Source organism: Acidobacteriota bacterium, assembly GCA_035471785.1.
GTDB lineage: Bacteria > Acidobacteriota > UBA6911 > RPQK01 > DATIPO01 > JANQFM01.
Map to the genome: position 1 here is coordinate 1 of DATIPQ010000107.1, position 15,945 is coordinate 15,945.

A 15,945-nucleotide genomic window follows, 5' to 3' on the forward strand; every position below is an offset into this window, starting at 1 on the left:
CAATACCGTCAAAGACATGATCAACAAAGCCAATCTCTTCATGGTTCTCTCTCCTGAGGGGGTTTATCTGTCAAGGTACGTCTGAAAAGCGATATGAGTGATCTTTGACGATACACCCTGAGAGGACTTCTGACAAGCTTCCAGGAGGTGTGTTTAGGGTGAAGTTTCTGCACTGGGGGAAAGAAATCCGCCAGCAAAGGCTCAGCCCGGCCACAAGAGCAGCAGCAGAGCGCCGCCCGCCAAGGCCAGGCCGAAGAGGACGGCGATGCGGCGGCGCAGACGGGCTTTGGAGAGAGCGGCCACGGCGCCGAACTTGAAGACCAGGTTGGCCATCGAGGCCACCAGGATGACGCGCCATCCGGTGGAGGCGTCGAGTTGCTCGGCCCTCACCAACTGGGCGGTGGACAGGGTAATGGCGTCCATGTCGGTGAGGCCGGAGATTCCGGCGACCAGGTAGAGGGCTCCTTCGCCGAAATAGGCTTTGGAGGCGGCAACCGCCAGCAGCACCAAGGCGTAGAGGGCGCCGAAGACGATCGCGGTCCCGATTTGAGCCGGGTCGCCTTCCTGCTCGGCCAGTCCGGCCTCTTGCTTGCGCAGGCCGAACAGCGAGGGAAGCGTGATCAGGGCCATGATGACGATCATCGCCGCCAGCGGACCCGCGATGCGGGGAAAGACTGAAGGAGCCACCACGGCCACCTCGAAGAGGACGCGTCCGAAAACCACCGTGGAGGCGATCATGATGACGGCGGCTGCCACTTTGGCGCTTCCTTCCAGGTCGCGGCTTCGGCGGGCGTAGGAGACGGTGGTGGCGGTTGAAGAAATGAGTCCGCCGAGGATGCCGGTGACGAGGGTTCCGCTGCGCGCGCCCAGCAGGCGGTAGACCATGTAGGCCGCCACTGAAATGCCCACGATGAGCACCACCATGAGCCAGATCTGAAAGGGATTGAGCACCTGGAAGGGGCCGTAGTCGCGGTTGGGCAGCACCGGCAGGATGACCAGCGCCAGCAGCGTGAAGTTCATCACGGCGCGGAACTCGCGGTCGCCGATTCGCTTGACCACGTCATGCAGCGGACGCTTCCAGTAGAGGAGCACGGTGACCAGTCCGCCGACGGCCAGCGCCAGCGGGGTGAGTTCGACCTTGAGGGCCGCCCCCACGCCGAACATGACCAGCGCCGCCAGCTCGGTGGTGATGCCGGGATCGGTGTCGTCCTGGGCGATGCGGGCCACGTTGCCCACACCGATCATGGCGGCCAGGGCGATCCAGGCCGAGGCCAGCACCCATCCGCCGAAGGTCTGGGAAAGGTGGGCGGCCAGCGTCCCCAGCACGGTGATCAGGGCGAAAGTGCGCACCCCGGCCACTTCGTTCTTGGACCGTTCGCGCTGCATCCCCACCAGCAGTCCCAGCGCCAAAGCCACGGCATATGGGACGAAGTCTGTCAGCTCCATCGAGGGCCCTTCCTTGCGGTGAGCGACTCCGGCGATGGGTTGGACGAACCGGGCCGGCCTGCTCTCCTACTAACGATCTTAAGGACTCCATCGGGAAAGGGGAAGCGGCTGCCCAAGTGCCACCCCCCAAAGATCAACTACCGAGATTCGCAAGTACCCTTTTTCAGTTGGCCCTTAGCGAGACGGCGGGGTCGACGCGGGCGGCCCGGCGGGCGGGCAGCAGAGAGGCTGCCGATGCCACCGCCAGCATGAGCAGCGCAACGCTCATCAAGACCAGCGGGTCGATAGGCTGGACGGCGAAGAGCTGGCTTCTCAGCCACTGGGCGATCCAGAGCGAAGCCCCCAAGCCCAGGCCGATTCCAACGGCGGCGGGAGTCAGCCCCGCTTTCAGCACCAGCGAATAGATGTGGCGGCGTCGAGCGCCCAGCGCCGAGCGGACGGCGATCTCGTAGACGCGCCGTCCGATGGTGAAGGAGAGCACGCTGTAGACGCCGGTCAGGGCCAGCACCAGGGCGATGAAGGCGAAGAGGCCCATCATCAGCGTCCTGAAGCGCCGGTCGGCCAGCGAGCGGTGGACCACTTCGGACATGACGCTGAGATCGCTGAGCGGTTGGCGCGGATCGATGCCCCGCACCCGTTCCCGCAAGGTCTCGGCCAGGCTCATGGGCTCCACCGAAGCCGACAGCACCAGCGTCATGTCAGGACGGCTTTGGATGGAAAGGGGCATGTAGAATTCGGGCCGCGGCTGGGTGTGCAGGCCTATGTTGTGGACGTCGGCCACCATTCCCACGATGGGGATCCAGTCCTCGGGGGACGTCTCGCTGCTGGAGGCGATGCGGCGTCCTACCGGATTCTCGCCGTTAAGGAAGCGCTGGGCGAAGGCCTGGTTGACGATGACCCCCATCCGCTCCTCGTCTGGACGGAAGAGGCGCCCCGCCAGCAACTCCACCCCGGCGGCCTGAAAGTAGTCCCCGCCCACGATGCGCAGTTCGGAGGGAACGTTGCTCTCTTGCAGGCTTCCGTCGCTGCCGGTGACGTAGATGCGGGTGCTGACGCCCCACTCGCGCAGCGGCAAAAGGCTGATAAGTCCGGCGTGGCGGACTCCCGGCATGGAAGCCGCTTCTTCCAGCAGGCGGCGGTAAAAGGCCTGCTGCTCGGATTCCTCGTCGTAGTCGGGGCCGTTGAGGGGCAGGGAAGCGGTGAGGACGGAGCGGGTGTCCAGCCCGGGGTCGACCGCCGTCAGGCGGAAGTAGCTTTTCAGCAGCAGTCCGCCGGCCGTCAGCACCACCACGGCCAGGGCCACCTCGCAGGTCACCAGTCCGCCCCGCAGCCAATCCCGGGTCTCGCCTCCGCCTCCGCTTCTGCGCTCCTTAAGAGCCGCATCGGGTTGGCTGCGGGAAGCCCTCAGTGCGGGCAGAATGCCTGCAGCCAGCGCGGTCAGCAGCGAAAGCAAGAAGGAAAAGCCCAGCACGGGAAGGCTGACGCTACCCGTCTCGCCCAGGGGCATGCCGCTTCCCGGCAGGGCCGTCAGGTAGGGAATCATCCAAAGACAGAGGAGCACCCCCAGCGTTCCCCCCGCCAGGGCCAAGATCAGACCTTCGCCCAACAGGAGGCGCAAGAGGCGCGTACGGCTGGCGCCCAGGGCCGAGCGGACGGCCATCTCAGGACGCCTGCGGACGCCCCGGGCCAGCAGCAGGTTGGCCACGTTGGCGCAGCCGATCAGGAGGATCAGGCTCACCGCTCCCCAGAGCATGTGCAGTCCGTCCTTGGACTGCGAGACCAACGAGTCGTAGAGCGGCCAGATGCGCACGCCCCGCTTCCCGAAGGGATGCGTTTCCTGTCGCTCGATGCGCTCGGCGATGGCCTGCATCTGCTGGCGGGCCTGATCGATCTTGACGCCCGGCTTGAGGCGTCCGGCCACGTTGATCCAATGGCTGTTGCGGCTCCCGGCCAAGTCGGGAGGCACCGTCAGCGGACGGTAGATCTCCATGCCCGAGCGGGGCGGCCATTGGAGGCCCGGAGGCAGCACTCCGATGATCTGGTGGGGTTGGCCGTCCAGTTCGAGGGTGTCCCCGACGGCCGTCTCGCGCCCGGCGTAAAGCCGCTGCCAGAGGCGATGGCTCAGCACCGCCACCTGAGACTTGCCCGGCTGGTCTTCGTCGGGACGGAAGAGGCGCCCCAGCATCGGCTCGACCTTCAACACCCGGGCCATCTCGGGCTCGAAGCGGATGCCCCGCAAGACCTCGGGACGGCCGTCGCGGCTGAGGTTGTAGTTCTCAGGAAAGGTGTAGGCGCCCAGCACCTCGAAAGCCTCGTTCTGCTCTCTCCAATCGCGCAGGTTTGGAGGGGAGACGGCCCAGCCCTGATGAGGTCCGGCGATCTCCCACAGGCGCACCAGCCGATCGGCTTCGGGCAGGTTGAGCGGACTCAGCAACAAGGGATGAATGATGCTGAACACGGCCGTGTTGGCGCCGATGGCCAAGGTCAGGGAGAGCAAGGCGAAAGCCGTCAGCAGGGGCTCGCGCCGCAGACCGCGCAGGGAGAGGGAAAAGTCGTTGAAAAGGCTCATGATCCATTCCTTGGGGCCGCGCGGGGCCCTCTCTCGACGCCGGCGGCGAAGCTCCCAGGCCAGGCGAAGGAGTGAGGGTGAAAGGGCTTCCTTCCAATAGAGCAGCCGGGCTCTTGCGGCTCCCCGCTGAGCCGCGTCGCGCTTGAAGGACGTTTCCAGGTCGGCCAGGAAATGCCGGCCCTGCGCGGGCAGCAGCAGGCGGACGAGGCGGCGGGCCAGGTAAGGCGGTGCCGGTTCGCTCATGACGACTCCTCCAGTCCCTCCCAGAGTGCGTTGAGGGCCTGCTTTTCCTGGCGCAGCGCCGCCTTTCCCGCCGGCCGCAGACGAAAGAGCCGGCGTGCCTTGCCTCCCCTTACCGGCTGGGGATCCCCCAAACGCGAGGCAACAAAACCCTTCTCTTCCAGGCGCAGCAGCGTGTAGTGGATGGCGCTCAACGAGAGGCGCAGCCCGATGCATTCCTCCAACTCGGCCTGCACCTCGGCTCCCCCGGCGCCCTCGCCCAGCCTCCACAGAGCCAACAAAAGCCTCTGTTCCGTCTCGCCCAGCGTCACTTTCTTGACCATGCGCCTGTCCCAAAACTCCAATGGCTCTTATTTCTAAAATCCAGATTATATAGGCAGGCGACTCTCCGGGGCAAGAGTTTTATTCAAACGCTCAGGCGTTCCAGGCGCACCGCGCAGGCTTTGTATTCGGCGGTGTCGGTGGCGGGGTCGTGGGCGTCGGTGGTGAGCAGGTTGATGGGGGCTTTGTCGGGGAAGGCGAAGCTGGAGAAGACCACGCCCGAGGGCGAGCGGTCGGTGACGCGGACTTGCAGGCGCAGGCGTCCGCGGCGGGAGACGATGTCGACTTCCTCTTCGTCGCGGATGCCCAGGTCGGCGGCGTCCTGGGGGCTGACTTCCAGCCATTCGTGGGGTGCGATCCTGTCGAATCCCAGCGCGCGCCCGGTTTGGGTGCCGGTGTGGTAGGTGGCGCGGCGGCGTCCGGTGGTGAGGATGAAGGGGTATTCCTGGTCGGGAGGCTCGGCTACCGGCGTATGGGGCACGGCCATGAAGCGTCCTTTGCCTGAGGGGAAGGTGCCCTCATGCAGGAAGCGGGTGCCGGGATGGTCGCGGTCGGGGCAGGGCCACTGCAGTCCTCCTTCTTCGATGCGGTCGTAGCGGATGCCGGAGATGATGGGGGTCAGGTCGGCTGCCTCGTCCCAGATCTGGCGGGGAAGGCGGTAGTCCCAGGGGTGTCCCATGGCGCGGGCCAGATCGCGCAGGATCTCCCAGTCGGCTTTGGCTTCTCCTGGAGGCGGCACGGCCCGCCGCACCCGCTGGACGCGCCGCTCGGTGTTGGTGTAGGTCCCGTCCACTTCGGCGAAGGCGGCGGCGGGCAGCACCACGTCGGCCATGCGGGCCGTTTCGGTGAGGAAGAGGTCCTGCACCACCATGAAGTCGAGCGACTCCAGGGCCTGGCGGGTCTTGCTCATGTTGGCGTCTGAGATGAGGGTGTTCTCGCCCATGATGAAGGCGGCTTTCACGCGCCCTTCCAGGATGGCGTCGAGGGCTCCCAGCTTGGTGAGTCCGGGCTGGCCGGGAAGCGTGCAGTCCCAGGCCTCTTCCCAGTGGCGGCGGGCTTGGGGATCGATGACCTTGCCGTAGCCGGGCAGCATGGCGGGGAGGCATCCCATGTCGCCCGCGCCCTGCACGTTGTTCTGTCCCCGCAGCGGGTTGATGCCGGCCGAGGGGATGCCCAGGTTGCCGCACAGCAGGGCCAGGTTGGCCAGCGCCTGCACGTTGTGGACGCCGCAAGTGTGCTCGGTCAGTCCCAGCGTGTAGATGATGGCGGCGCGTTCGGCGCGGCCGTAGTCGCGGGCCGCCTCCACGATCTGCTCTCGCGGGACGCCTGTGATGCGTTGGGCCCGTCCCGGCGTGTAGGACTCGACCATGGCGGCCAACTCCTCCAGCCCCTCGGTCCGCTCCTCGACGAAGGCCTTGTCGTAGAGGCCCTCTTTGATGATGACCCGGGCCATGGCGTTGAAGAGGGCGATGTCGCTGCCGATGTGCAGGCGAAGCCAGCGGTGGGCCAAGCGGGTCAGTTCGATGCCGCGCGGATCGGCCACGATCAGCTTGGCGCCTTTGGCCACGGCTTTCTTGACGCGCAGGGCCAGGACCGGGTGGCTCTCGGTGGTATTGGTTCCAGCCGCCAGGATCAGCGGCGCGTCCTCAAGTTCGGCGATGGAATTGGTCATCGCCCCGCGTCCCATCATGGCCGCCAGACCGGCGACCGTGGGGGCGTGTCAGGTACGCGCGCAGTTGTCGACCGAATGGGTGCCGATCACTGCGCGTGCGAACTTTTGCATCAGGTAGTTGCTCTCGTTGGTGGAGCGGGACGAAGACCAGAAGACGAAGGCCTCGGGACCGGATTCCCGGCGGATGCGCTTGAAGTTGCCTGAGACCACCTCGATCGCCTCCTCCCAGGAGGACTCGCGCAGCTCTCCGTTGCGGCGGATAAGGGGCCGGGTGAGGCGGTCGCGGCTGTGGATGAAGTCGGTGCCGAACTGTCCCTTGACGCACAGCGACCCCCGGTTGGCGGGGGCCTCCCAGTCGGGCAGCACGCCCACCAGCCGATCTCCGGCAGTGCGCAGGCGGATGCCGCATCCGGTGCCGCAGAAGGGGCAGGTGGTGCGCACCTCTCGGATCTCCCGGGCTGGGAGATCGGGCTGGCGCTGGACGTTCTCGGCCTTGCGGTCCATCAGGGCTCCGGTGGGGCAGACCTGGACGCACTGTCCGCAGAAGGTGCAGGGGCTTTGCAGCAGGGGGCTCTCGAAGGGGGCCGCGATGCCGGTTTCGAATCCGCGTCCGGCGGGTGCGATGGCGTGGGCCTGTTCGATTTCGTTGCACACCCGGGTGCAGCGGTAGCAGTAGATGCAGTGGCTGTAGTCGCGGTGGATGAAGGGGTTGTCGTCGTCGGGGGCCGTTCCGCTGGTGCGTCCCGCCGGCCAGGGAGCCGCGTCCTGGAGTTCGTAGAGCCGAGCCAGGCGGTGCAGTTCGCAGGTGCCGTAGTCGCGGCAGCGCGGGCATTCACCGGGCGGGTTTTCGGAGAGCATCAAGCCCAGGATGGTACGCCGGTAGTCCTCCAGTTCCTGGTCGGCCACGGTGACCTTCATTCCCTGGCTGATGGGGTGGGCGCAGGAGGCCACAGGCGCCGGCACCCCCTCGACCTTGACCAGGCAGAGCCGGCAACTGGCTACGGCGGACACGCGTTCGTCGGCGCACAGCCTGGGAATCCAGATCCCCGCCCGCTCGGCCGCCTGCAAGATGCTGTGGCCGGGCTGGATGTCGACGGCCTGACCGTCCATGTAGGCTTGAGCAGGCTTAGGTGAATCAGTCATGGGCGGCCTCCACTCCGGGACCGGTCCTGAAGCAAACCTGGTTGCGGCAATGGCCGTTTTGATGTTCCTCCACTTCCTGGGCGCAGTACTCGGTCAGTCCGCGCATGACCAGGGGGACGCTGCGGCCCATTCCGCAGGCTGAGGTCACCTTCATGGTGTCGAGCAGGGGAGCCAGCGCCTGGCTCAAGTCCGCCGGGGAGGCGCCGCCGCCGCGGGTCAGGGTCTCGACCGTTTCGCGCAGGCGGACGGTTCCGATGCGGCAGGGGACGCAGCGTCCGCAGCTTTCCTGCTGGTAGAAGAGCAGGCAGCGGTGCACGAAATCGACGGGACAGGCTGATTGATCGAGCACCACCACTCCTCCCGAGCCCAGGAAAAAGCCCTCTTTCTGCGGATGTTCGAAGTCGAGAGGCATGTCGAGGTGCTGCGGACCCAGCAATCCGCCTGAGATTCCGCCCAGGGTGAAGGCCTTGACCGGTCCCGAGAGGGCTCCGCCGGCGTACTCGTCGATCAGTCGGCGGGCGCTGATTCCCAAGGGCAGCTCGAAGTTGCCCGGACGCTTGACGCATCCGCTCACCGAGTAGAGCTTGCTTCCGCAGGCCGCGCCCCGGCCCAGGTCCCGGAACCACTGCGCGCCCTCCCGCAGAATGGCGGGGACGGCGGCCAGCGTCTCCACGTTGTTGATCACGGTGGGACATCCGAAGAGCCCTGATTGGGTGGGGAAGGGAGGCTTTTCGCGGGGCCAGGGCATGCGTCCTTCCAGCGAATTGAGCATGGCTGTCTCTTCGCCGCACACATAGGAGCCGGCTCCGCGGCGTATCTCGATCTGGAATCCGTCCAGGAAGCCGGCCTGGTCGGCTTCTTCGATGGCGCGGGTCAGAATGGCGGCGGCTTCAGGGTATTCGTAGCGCAGGTAGATGATGCCGCGCGTCGATTCCACCAGGTGCCCGCACAGGGCCATGCCCTCGATCAGGCGATGGGGCGTCAGATGCAGGATGGCCCGGTCTTTGAAAGTCCCCGGCTCGCCTTCGTCAGCGTTGCACACCACGTACTTGGGTATGGAAGACTCTTCCCGCACCGCCTTCCACTTGACGGCCGCCGGGAATCCGGCTCCGCCCATTCCCCGCAGTCCGCTTTCTTGCAGCGTTTGCAGGGCCTCGTAGCCGCTCAGCCGTCCCTGGTTCAAGCGCTGCAACGACAGATACCCCCCGGCGCTCAGGTAAGCTTGCAATGATTCGCCGTCGGAACTCAAGGCCGGGGGAAAGACGGCGCCCCTGATAGGCACCAGCGGGGGCGAAAAAACGGCCCTCCCGGCGCGGGCCTGAAAGACGCTTCCCCTGCGCCGCGCCGGTCCCTGATCACAGAGACCGGGGCAGGCGGTCATCCCATCTCCCGCCTCGTGGCCTTTCAAGAGTCCGCAGACGGGCCCTTGGCACCTCTCCGTGCGATCGTCGCCTGGTTGCGTCTTGAAATAGTGGTAGAAGCGGACCGCCCCCCAGGCTTCGGCCACCGCAATCCCGCATCCTGAGGCCACCTCTTCCACCGCCTGACGGCTCAGGTGCCCGGCTTGATCCTGGCGCCGGTGAAGCTTATCCAAAAAGGGAGCCCATTGGTGTGACATGCCCGTTCTCTCCACGCTGTTCTCCGGTGATGCCCGCGTAGGTGCAACGCCCATGCCACCTCGGGACGGTCGTTTTCCATCCCTTTTGGCCTTGGCCTGAGCACAATCCCCCATCGCCGCGCCATTTGGCACCCAGATGGCGCCCCCGTGACGGCCGGCTAAGCGGGCTTTAAACTAAGCGCAGGTGATCTATGGGCTTTACGAGCACCACGCTTTGGCTGCGCAGCTTGTTTTGGGCAGCCCTCGCCCCAGGCACGGTTACTCTGCTCATCCCTTATCTGATCGTTACCCGTTGGGGTCCGGCCACGGTATCGCATTGGGGTGTCACGCAGTTCTTGGGGCTGGCGCTTGTCCTCACGGGCGCCGGCCTCTTGGTTCACTGCATTTGGAACTTCGCCGCCATCGGACGGGGAACGCTTTCACCGCTGGACGCGCCGCGCCGCCTGGTGGTCAATGGGCTCTACCGATACACCAGGAATCCGATGTACGTAAGCGTGCTGACGGTGCTGCTGGGCGAGGCTTTGCTCTTCCAATCTCTGGTCTTGCTCGGTTATGCTGGTGCTTGGTTCGGGTTGGTTCATTTGGTGATCGTCTTCTACGAGGAGCCCGTGTTGCGAAGACAGTTCGGTCCGTCCTACCGGAGCTACTGCCGCCAAGTGGGGCGATGGCTGCCGAGAAGATAGGGCTCATTCCCGGCACTGTGGGAGGCGCAAGGGTAGCGAAATCATGGAGAAGACCTCAAATCCGGTTGCGGCCGTTGACGCGGACTCGCTGCGGCGGGAGCAGTTGACCCATTTGTTCCCCGTGGTCAAGTCCTTTTACCGTGAGCCGCTGGTGCTGGACCGCGGCCAGGGCGTTTGGCTGTGGGACGTGGAAGGCGAGAAATATCTCGACCTCTTCGCCGGCATCCTCACCACCTCGCTGGGTCATGCCCATCCTGAAGTGGTGGAGCGGATACGCGAGCAGGCGGGACGGCTGGGACACACCTCTACACTTTACCTGACCGAGCCGCAGATTTCAGTGGCGCGGAAGCTGTCCGAGATGGCGCCGGAGGGGTTGACCCGCACTTTCTTCACCAACAGCGGAACCGAGGCTGTCGAAACCGCCATCCTGACGGCCCGCCTCTACACCGGACGCAGCGAAATCGTGGCCCTGCGCCACGCTTACTCGGGACGCAGTTTGCTGGCCACCTCCATCACCGCTCACGCCTCCTGGCGTCCGGCGGGCGGAATCGCGGCCGGGGTGGTGCATGCCCGCTCGCCTTACGCTTACCGCTGCCCCTTCAAGCGCCCCTGCGACGAGAGCTGCATCGACCGTTTCATCGACGACCTGGTGGAGGTCATCGAAACCACCACCACGGGGCGTCCGGCGGCACTGATGTTCGAGCCCATACAGGGCGTGGGAGGCTACATCGTGCTTCCCGACCAGTACATGCGCCGGGCCGCTGAAGTCATCCGCTCCTACGGCGGACTGCTGATCGTCGACGAAGTCCAGACCGGATTCGGACGCACCGGCTCTCATTGGTGGGGCATCGACCACGCCGGGGTAGCGCCTGACCTCATGGTGATGGCCAAGGGGTTGGCCGCCGGGTTCCCCGCCGCCGCCACCATGGCCCGCGAAGAAGTGGCGGCCGCCTGGAACGTCAAATCCATCTCTACCTTCGGCGGCAACCCCATCGCCATGGCTGCCGCCGATGCCACGCTCGAGGTCATGCGCCGAGAGGACACGCCCTCCCGCTGTGCCGCCCGCGGACGCCAGCTCAGCCAGGGCCTGGAGGCGCTGAAGCAGCAATATCCCTGGATCGGCGATGCTCGCGGACGGGGATTGATGCAGGCCCTTGAACTGGTTCATCCCCAGGATAAATCTCCCCATCCCCAGCGTGCCTTGGCGTTGCTGGAAGCGGCCCGCAGGGAACGGCTTTTGCTGGGGCTGGGAGGACTCCACAACAATGTCGTTCGCATCGGTCCGTCGCTGCTCATTGAAGAGCATGAGCTGGCTGAAGGTCTGCAGCGCCTGACTCGGGCTTGCGCCGCCGTGGAGGCTGGGTAAGAGCAGGCGCTTCCGGGGCCTTGCCTCCATCGCCGCAAGGATGCGCCTCCCACCATCCGTGGGGCAGGGCAGCACAAGCGTCCCCTTCACCGGCTGGAGAGGTTACCTCATCTTTATTGTGGGAGGGATGCACCAAGGCCCAGGGGAGTCTTGTGGGAGACGCATCCCGGCCCTTCCAGCACCGCTCCCGCAAGAATGGAGCGGGCAAGCCTTCCAGCCGCCGAAGGGCGCCGGTTGTGCTGCCTGCCCCCCGGATGGTGGGAGGCGCATCCTTGCGGCGATGGAGGCAAGGCCCCGGACCAACGAAATCCACCGGCCTCCAACAAAGACCCGCAGCAACCGCAGGAAGGCGCCCTTGCGGCCCTCCTTGTCTGTCGTTATCGGAATGGCTGACTCTCAATCTAAACAGGCAACCGGCAGGGATCAGAGTCAATTCCCTCCCAGGGGTCGGGTTTTTGGGCCAGGCGGCGGAAGAGGTTCTTGAGGGTATAGGCTTGGGGGTCGAGGCCTGCCAGTTCGTCCCACTCGACGGGCGTGGCCACCGGGGCGCCGGGGCGGGCGCGCAGGCTGTAGGGCGCTACCGAGGTCTGGGCGTAGGAGTTGCGGAAGAAGTCGATGAAGACCCTTTTGCCGCGCTTGGCCTTGCGGCTGGCCGCGGTGAGCTTCTCCGGGTGTTGGGATACCAGCTCTTCGGCCACGCGGTAGGCATAAGCGCGCACCTGGTCGAAGTCATGCCGGCGGCGCAGCGGGACGACTACGTGGAACCCGCGCGATCCGGTTGTCATGAGGAAGGGCCGTAGTCCGTCCCGGCGCAGGCGTTCACCCACCTTGCGGGTGGCGAAGCGGGTCAGCGGGAGATCGTCGGCTGAAGGGTCGAGATCGAAGATCAGGCGGTCGGGGCGATGCAAATCGTCCCTGCGTCCCAGCCAGATGTGGGGCGTCAGACAACCCTGGTTGGCCAGGTAGACCAGGGTGGCGGCGTCGTTGCAGACAACATGACGCACCGTGCCGCCCTCCTTGGGCACCTCCACCGTCTCGATCCAGTCGGGAAAGTAGTCAGGAGCGTCCTTGTGATACCAGCTCTCTCCTTTGATGCCGTCGGGAAACCGATGCATGGTCACCGGACGATCCCGCAAGTGCGGCAGCATCACCTCTGCCACCCTGCGGTAATATTCGACCACCTCTCCCTTGGTTATCCCCTCATCAGGAAAGTAGACCTTGTCCTGGCGGGAAAGCGAGATGGTCCTGGTATCGAGCGTGACCTGTTTCCGAGTCATGTCGGACACCTGCCTCAAAACTCGAAGGCGTAGCGCAGCGAGGCGTAGACGGCGAAGGGGTCGCCGGGGATGACCGACTGGCTGGTGAAGCCGCGGGTCTCGTAGTCGGTGTCGCCGATGTTCTCGAAATTGACCGCGAAGCGCCAGTTGTTGAGCCGGTATGAGGCCATGGCGTTGATCAAGACGTAATCGTCGATGGCGAAGGCGTTGTCTTCGGCGATGAACTGCTCGCTGACGTAGCGCAATCCCGCACCCAATCCGAATCCGCTCAGGAACTCCTTGTGAGTCCACAGGTTGAAGAGGTGGTCGGGAGCGAAGGCCGGATCGTTGCCCGAGCGGTCGACGGTAAGGAACTGTGGAGGGATCTGGGAGATCTGCAGGCGCTCGTTGAAGCGGGTCAGCTCGGCGTCGTTGTAGGCGTAGGACGCGTAAGTGAACCAGTTGGGCAGGAATTCCGCCGACAGCTCCAACTCGACGCCGCGCGAACGCTGGTCGCCGGCCTGAGTGGTGGCGCCGTTGTCGTCGAAGATGGCGATGTTCTCGCGCTCGGTATGGTAGACGGCCAGGGTGGCCAGCAGCCGTCCGTCCAGGAAGCGGTGCTTGATGCCTCCCTCGTAGTTGCGTCCGGTCTCGGGTTCGCGGGGCTGGGTGGTGAGGGTGGAGGGAGGCGCGAAGGAGCGTCCGGCCGAAGCGTAGAGGGTCAGTCCGCCCACCGGCTCCACCACGATTCCCGCCATGGGCGAGAACTCGTTGTCGCTGCGCTGCAGGTTGTTGAGCGGGTCCTCGAAGTCGATGTGGTCGAAACGGGCTCCCAGGAAAATCTGCACGGCATCGGAGAAGACCAGCCGGTCGAGAAAGTAAGGTGCAAAGACAAGGCTGCGGGCGTCGCCCTGCTGGGATTGAAAGGGGATGGGAATCAAAAATTCGGGCCGGGCGAACTCGACCGGGTTAAAGAGATCGATGGTGGGCAGGAAGAAATTGTCGAGCGTGAAGCGGTCGTCGAGCTTGGCGGTCTCGAATCCGAAGATGAACTCGTGGCGCAGATCCCCGGTGCGGGCCTGCACCAGGAACTCGGCCTGATTGCCGGTGAAGCGCTGCTTGTCGTCGAGGGAGGAGAAAAAGCGGAAGATATCGGTTCCTCCCTGCTGGTTGGGAAAGACGCCCCCGTAGAGGGTTCCGTCCGACTCCCAATCCAGGTCGCTGACATAGAACTTGTTGCGGAAGGTGACGCGGTCGGAAAGGCGATGCGTCCACTCGGCCCGCAGGCGGTGAATGTTCTGTTGCGACGTATCGAACGGCGACTCGAAGGAGGTCTGGCGGTCGATGTCGGGAATGGCTCCGTTGAAGAGGGGGATGCCGGCATCGGGCGTGAACTTGTTGCGGACGTACTCGAAGTTGAGGCTGAGCCGGCTGTCCTCGCTGATCTTCCAGGTGAAGGACGGGTTGAAGGCCGTCAGGTAGCTGTCTTTGCCGTCGCGGTAGTTGGAGGCGTCCTGGTGGGTGCCGTTGAAGCGGAAGGCGATCGTCTCCGAGGGATCGACCACGTTGACGTCGAAGCGTCCGCGGTAGGTCTGAAAGCTGCCGCCTGTGATCTCGAAGTCGGCGAAACTGCGGTTGAAGAGCGGTTGTTTGCGCACCAGGTTGACGGTTCCCGAGAGGGCGTTGGCCCCGTAGAGAAAGGCGGCCGGGCCGCGCAGGACTTCCACTCGCTCCACGTTGTAGAGCTGATAAAAGGTCGATTCCGGCTCGGAGGTGCCGTCGATGAGGACGAGTCCGGTGCTGAGGTTGTCGAAGCCCCGCACGGTGAAAAAGTCGAAAATGCCGAAGCCGCTCTGCACGTTGACGCCGGCGGCGTTGCGCAGAGCGTCGCTGAGGACGACGGCGTTCTGGGCCTGCAGCACGCCATTGTTCACCACGCTGACCGAAAGCGGGGTCTTGTGAAGGTCGATGGCCATCTTGCCCGCGGTCGTACTCTGGGAGGGAATGGCTTCCACCCGGCCCTGTACCGTGACCGAAGTCTCGGGTCCCCTCAGGTCTTGCTCGCCGGACCCGTCGGTTTCACTTTCGCTGCCGGCTCCCTGCTGTTGCGAGGATGCGGGGGCGGCTGATTGAGCCGCCGGCTCCTGGGCCGCGGCGAGAGGAAAACCGAGCAGGCAGAAAAACAGCGTAGAGATAACTCTATTCACGGATCTATTCTCCATTCAGGTCTAAGCCGGCCATGCGGGAAGGCTCGGCTGGCCTCCCAAACTCAGGTGTAGCGCGCTCCCTGGTATTTCTCCTCGTAAAACTTGGGAAGCAGTTGATCGACGCGCAGCAGGCCCTTGGTGGTGAGTTGGATGACCTCGTCGTCGAAATCGAGCATGTCGGCTTGACGCAGGCTCTCGAAGGCGGGCCGAAACCGGTCGATGATATCGGTATCGAATTTCTGCTTAAAGTAATCGGTGGCCAGGCGCCCCAGCTTGAGCTGCAAGATCATCTCCCGGATCAGGCGCTGGCCGGGGGCCGTCTTGAAGGCCCGCTTCCAGGGCAATTGGCCTTCTTCCAAGGCCTGCTGGTACTGTTCCCATCCCGCCTCGTTCTGGATGTGGACGCCCGACATGTGCCCGAAGGCTGAGACTCCGGTACCCATCATGTCGGCCCCCTGCCAGACCGAGTCACGATAGACGAAAGAAGCCTGCTGGTCTTCTTTGAGCAGGGTGTAGGCGCTGGAGATGCGGTAGCCGTTGGAGGTCAGTTGCTCGACGGCGTACTGATGCCAGTCCCGCTTGGTTTCCCAGTCGGCCACCTCGATCTCCTGGCCCTTGAGGATGTGCGACGAATAGGTGGTGTTGAAGGGCAGTTCCATCTGGTAGATGGTGACGCTGTCGGGACTCAATTCAATGGCCTTCTCTACGGCTTCCTTCCAGGTGTCCCAGCTCTCGCCGACCATTCCGGCGATAAGGTCGATGTTGACCTGGTCGAAGCCTTTTTCCTGGATCCAGGGCCAGCAGCGGTAGATCTCTTGCGACTGGTGGGCGCGTCCGTTTTCCTTGAGGATGTCGTCGTTGAAGTGTTCCACTCCCAGGCTGACGCGGGTGACCCCGATGTCGCGGATGGCCTCCACTTTGCTCTGGGTCAGGGTTCCCGGCTCGCACTCGAAGGCCACCTCCTGGGCGCTCTCCCAGGGAAGGTGCCGCTTGATCTTGTCGACGGTCGCGCGCAGATGCTTGGCGCTGATGTAAGAGGGAGTGCCGCCTCCGAAGTAGATGAACCTGAGGGGGCGTCCGCGTACGGCGGGCTTTTGGCTGTAGATCTCGATCTCGCGCACCAGGTTTTCCAGGTAGCCTTGAATGTCGCGGGCATTCTTGTCGGTGTAGACCCTGAAATAGCAGAACTTGCAGCGGCGCCGGCAGAAGGGAATGTGCATGTAGAGCCCCAGGTCGGCGCCGGCCCGAGCAGGCGCGTCCAGCGCCTGGCGGGCGGCTTCCAGGTCGTCTTCGGTCCAGGCCGAGTAAGGCGGGTAGTTGGACACGAAGACGCTGCCCACGTCGGTCTTCTCGGGCTCCAGATTGGCGGTTGCCGGTTCAGGTCGTGCGGAACTGCTCATGTATTCCTTTCAAGGCCCCGATGC

Annotated in this window: 10 protein-coding genes; 2 read left to right on the forward strand and 8 right to left on the reverse strand. The window is 64.7% G+C overall.

The genetic code is table 11. The annotated features are described in order from the left end of the window. Window positions 1-201 precede the first annotated feature (201 nt). The 5 genes from VLU25_15725 to VLU25_15745 form a co-directional block, all read right to left on the reverse strand. Window positions 202-1,446, reverse strand: a complete 1,245-nt coding sequence (locus VLU25_15725; GenBank protein ID HSR69385.1) for an MgtC/SapB family protein — start codon at window positions 1,444-1,446, stop codon at window positions 202-204. 163 nt (window positions 1,447-1,609) lie between these two features. Continuing rightward, window positions 1,610-4,258, reverse strand: a complete 2,649-nt coding sequence (locus tag VLU25_15730) for an ABC transporter permease (protein ID HSR69386.1) — start codon at window positions 4,256-4,258, stop codon at window positions 1,610-1,612. Beyond that, complete coding sequence (locus VLU25_15735) at window positions 4,255-4,599, reverse strand: helix-turn-helix transcriptional regulator (GenBank protein ID HSR69387.1); 345 nt, start codon at window positions 4,597-4,599, stop codon at window positions 4,255-4,257. Before VLU25_15735 ends, VLU25_15730 begins: the two co-directional genes overlap by 4 nt. A gap of 62 nt (window positions 4,600-4,661) precedes the next feature. Further along, complete coding sequence (fdhF, locus tag VLU25_15740; protein HSR69388.1) at window positions 4,662-7,391, reverse strand: formate dehydrogenase subunit alpha; 2,730 nt, start codon at window positions 7,389-7,391, stop codon at window positions 4,662-4,664. Next, window positions 7,384-9,009 (reverse strand): NADH-ubiquinone oxidoreductase-F iron-sulfur binding region domain-containing protein, encoded by a 1,626-nt coding sequence (locus VLU25_15745; protein ID HSR69389.1) that lies wholly within the window; start codon window positions 9,007-9,009, stop codon window positions 7,384-7,386. The genes fdhF and VLU25_15745 overlap by 8 nt, the downstream gene beginning before the upstream one ends. A gap of 191 nt (window positions 9,010-9,200) precedes the next feature. Here VLU25_15745 and VLU25_15750 point away from each other — a divergent pair, with 191 nt between their 5' ends. Then, the gene (locus VLU25_15750; protein ID HSR69390.1) at window positions 9,201-9,692 is read left to right on the forward strand and encodes an isoprenylcysteine carboxylmethyltransferase family protein; all 492 of its coding nucleotides are present in this window, start codon (window positions 9,201-9,203) and stop codon (window positions 9,690-9,692) included. A gap of 43 nt (window positions 9,693-9,735) precedes the next feature. After that, a complete protein-coding gene (locus VLU25_15755; GenBank protein ID HSR69391.1) occupies window positions 9,736-11,058 on the forward strand; it encodes an aspartate aminotransferase family protein in 1,323 nt (440 codons plus the stop codon). Between the two features lie 401 nt (window positions 11,059-11,459). Here VLU25_15755 and ligD read toward each other — a convergent pair whose 3' ends face one another. The 3 genes from ligD to VLU25_15770 all read right to left on the reverse strand — a co-directional run bounded on the left by ligD (window position 11,460) and on the right by VLU25_15770 (window position 15,921). Continuing rightward, window positions 11,460-12,335: a non-homologous end-joining DNA ligase gene (gene ligD, locus VLU25_15760; protein HSR69392.1), complete on the reverse strand. Its 876-nt coding sequence runs from the start codon at window positions 12,333-12,335 to the stop codon at window positions 11,460-11,462. A gap of 14 nt (window positions 12,336-12,349) precedes the next feature. Next, window positions 12,350-14,521, reverse strand: coding sequence for a TonB-dependent siderophore receptor (locus VLU25_15765; GenBank protein ID HSR69393.1), 2,172 nt, complete (start codon window positions 14,519-14,521; stop codon window positions 12,350-12,352). 62 nt (window positions 14,522-14,583) lie between these two features. Beyond that, on the reverse strand, window positions 14,584-15,921 hold the full coding sequence (locus tag VLU25_15770; protein ID HSR69394.1) for a coproporphyrinogen-III oxidase family protein: 1,338 nt from the start codon (window positions 15,919-15,921) through the stop codon (window positions 14,584-14,586). Between the last annotated feature and the right edge of the window lie 24 nt (window positions 15,922-15,945).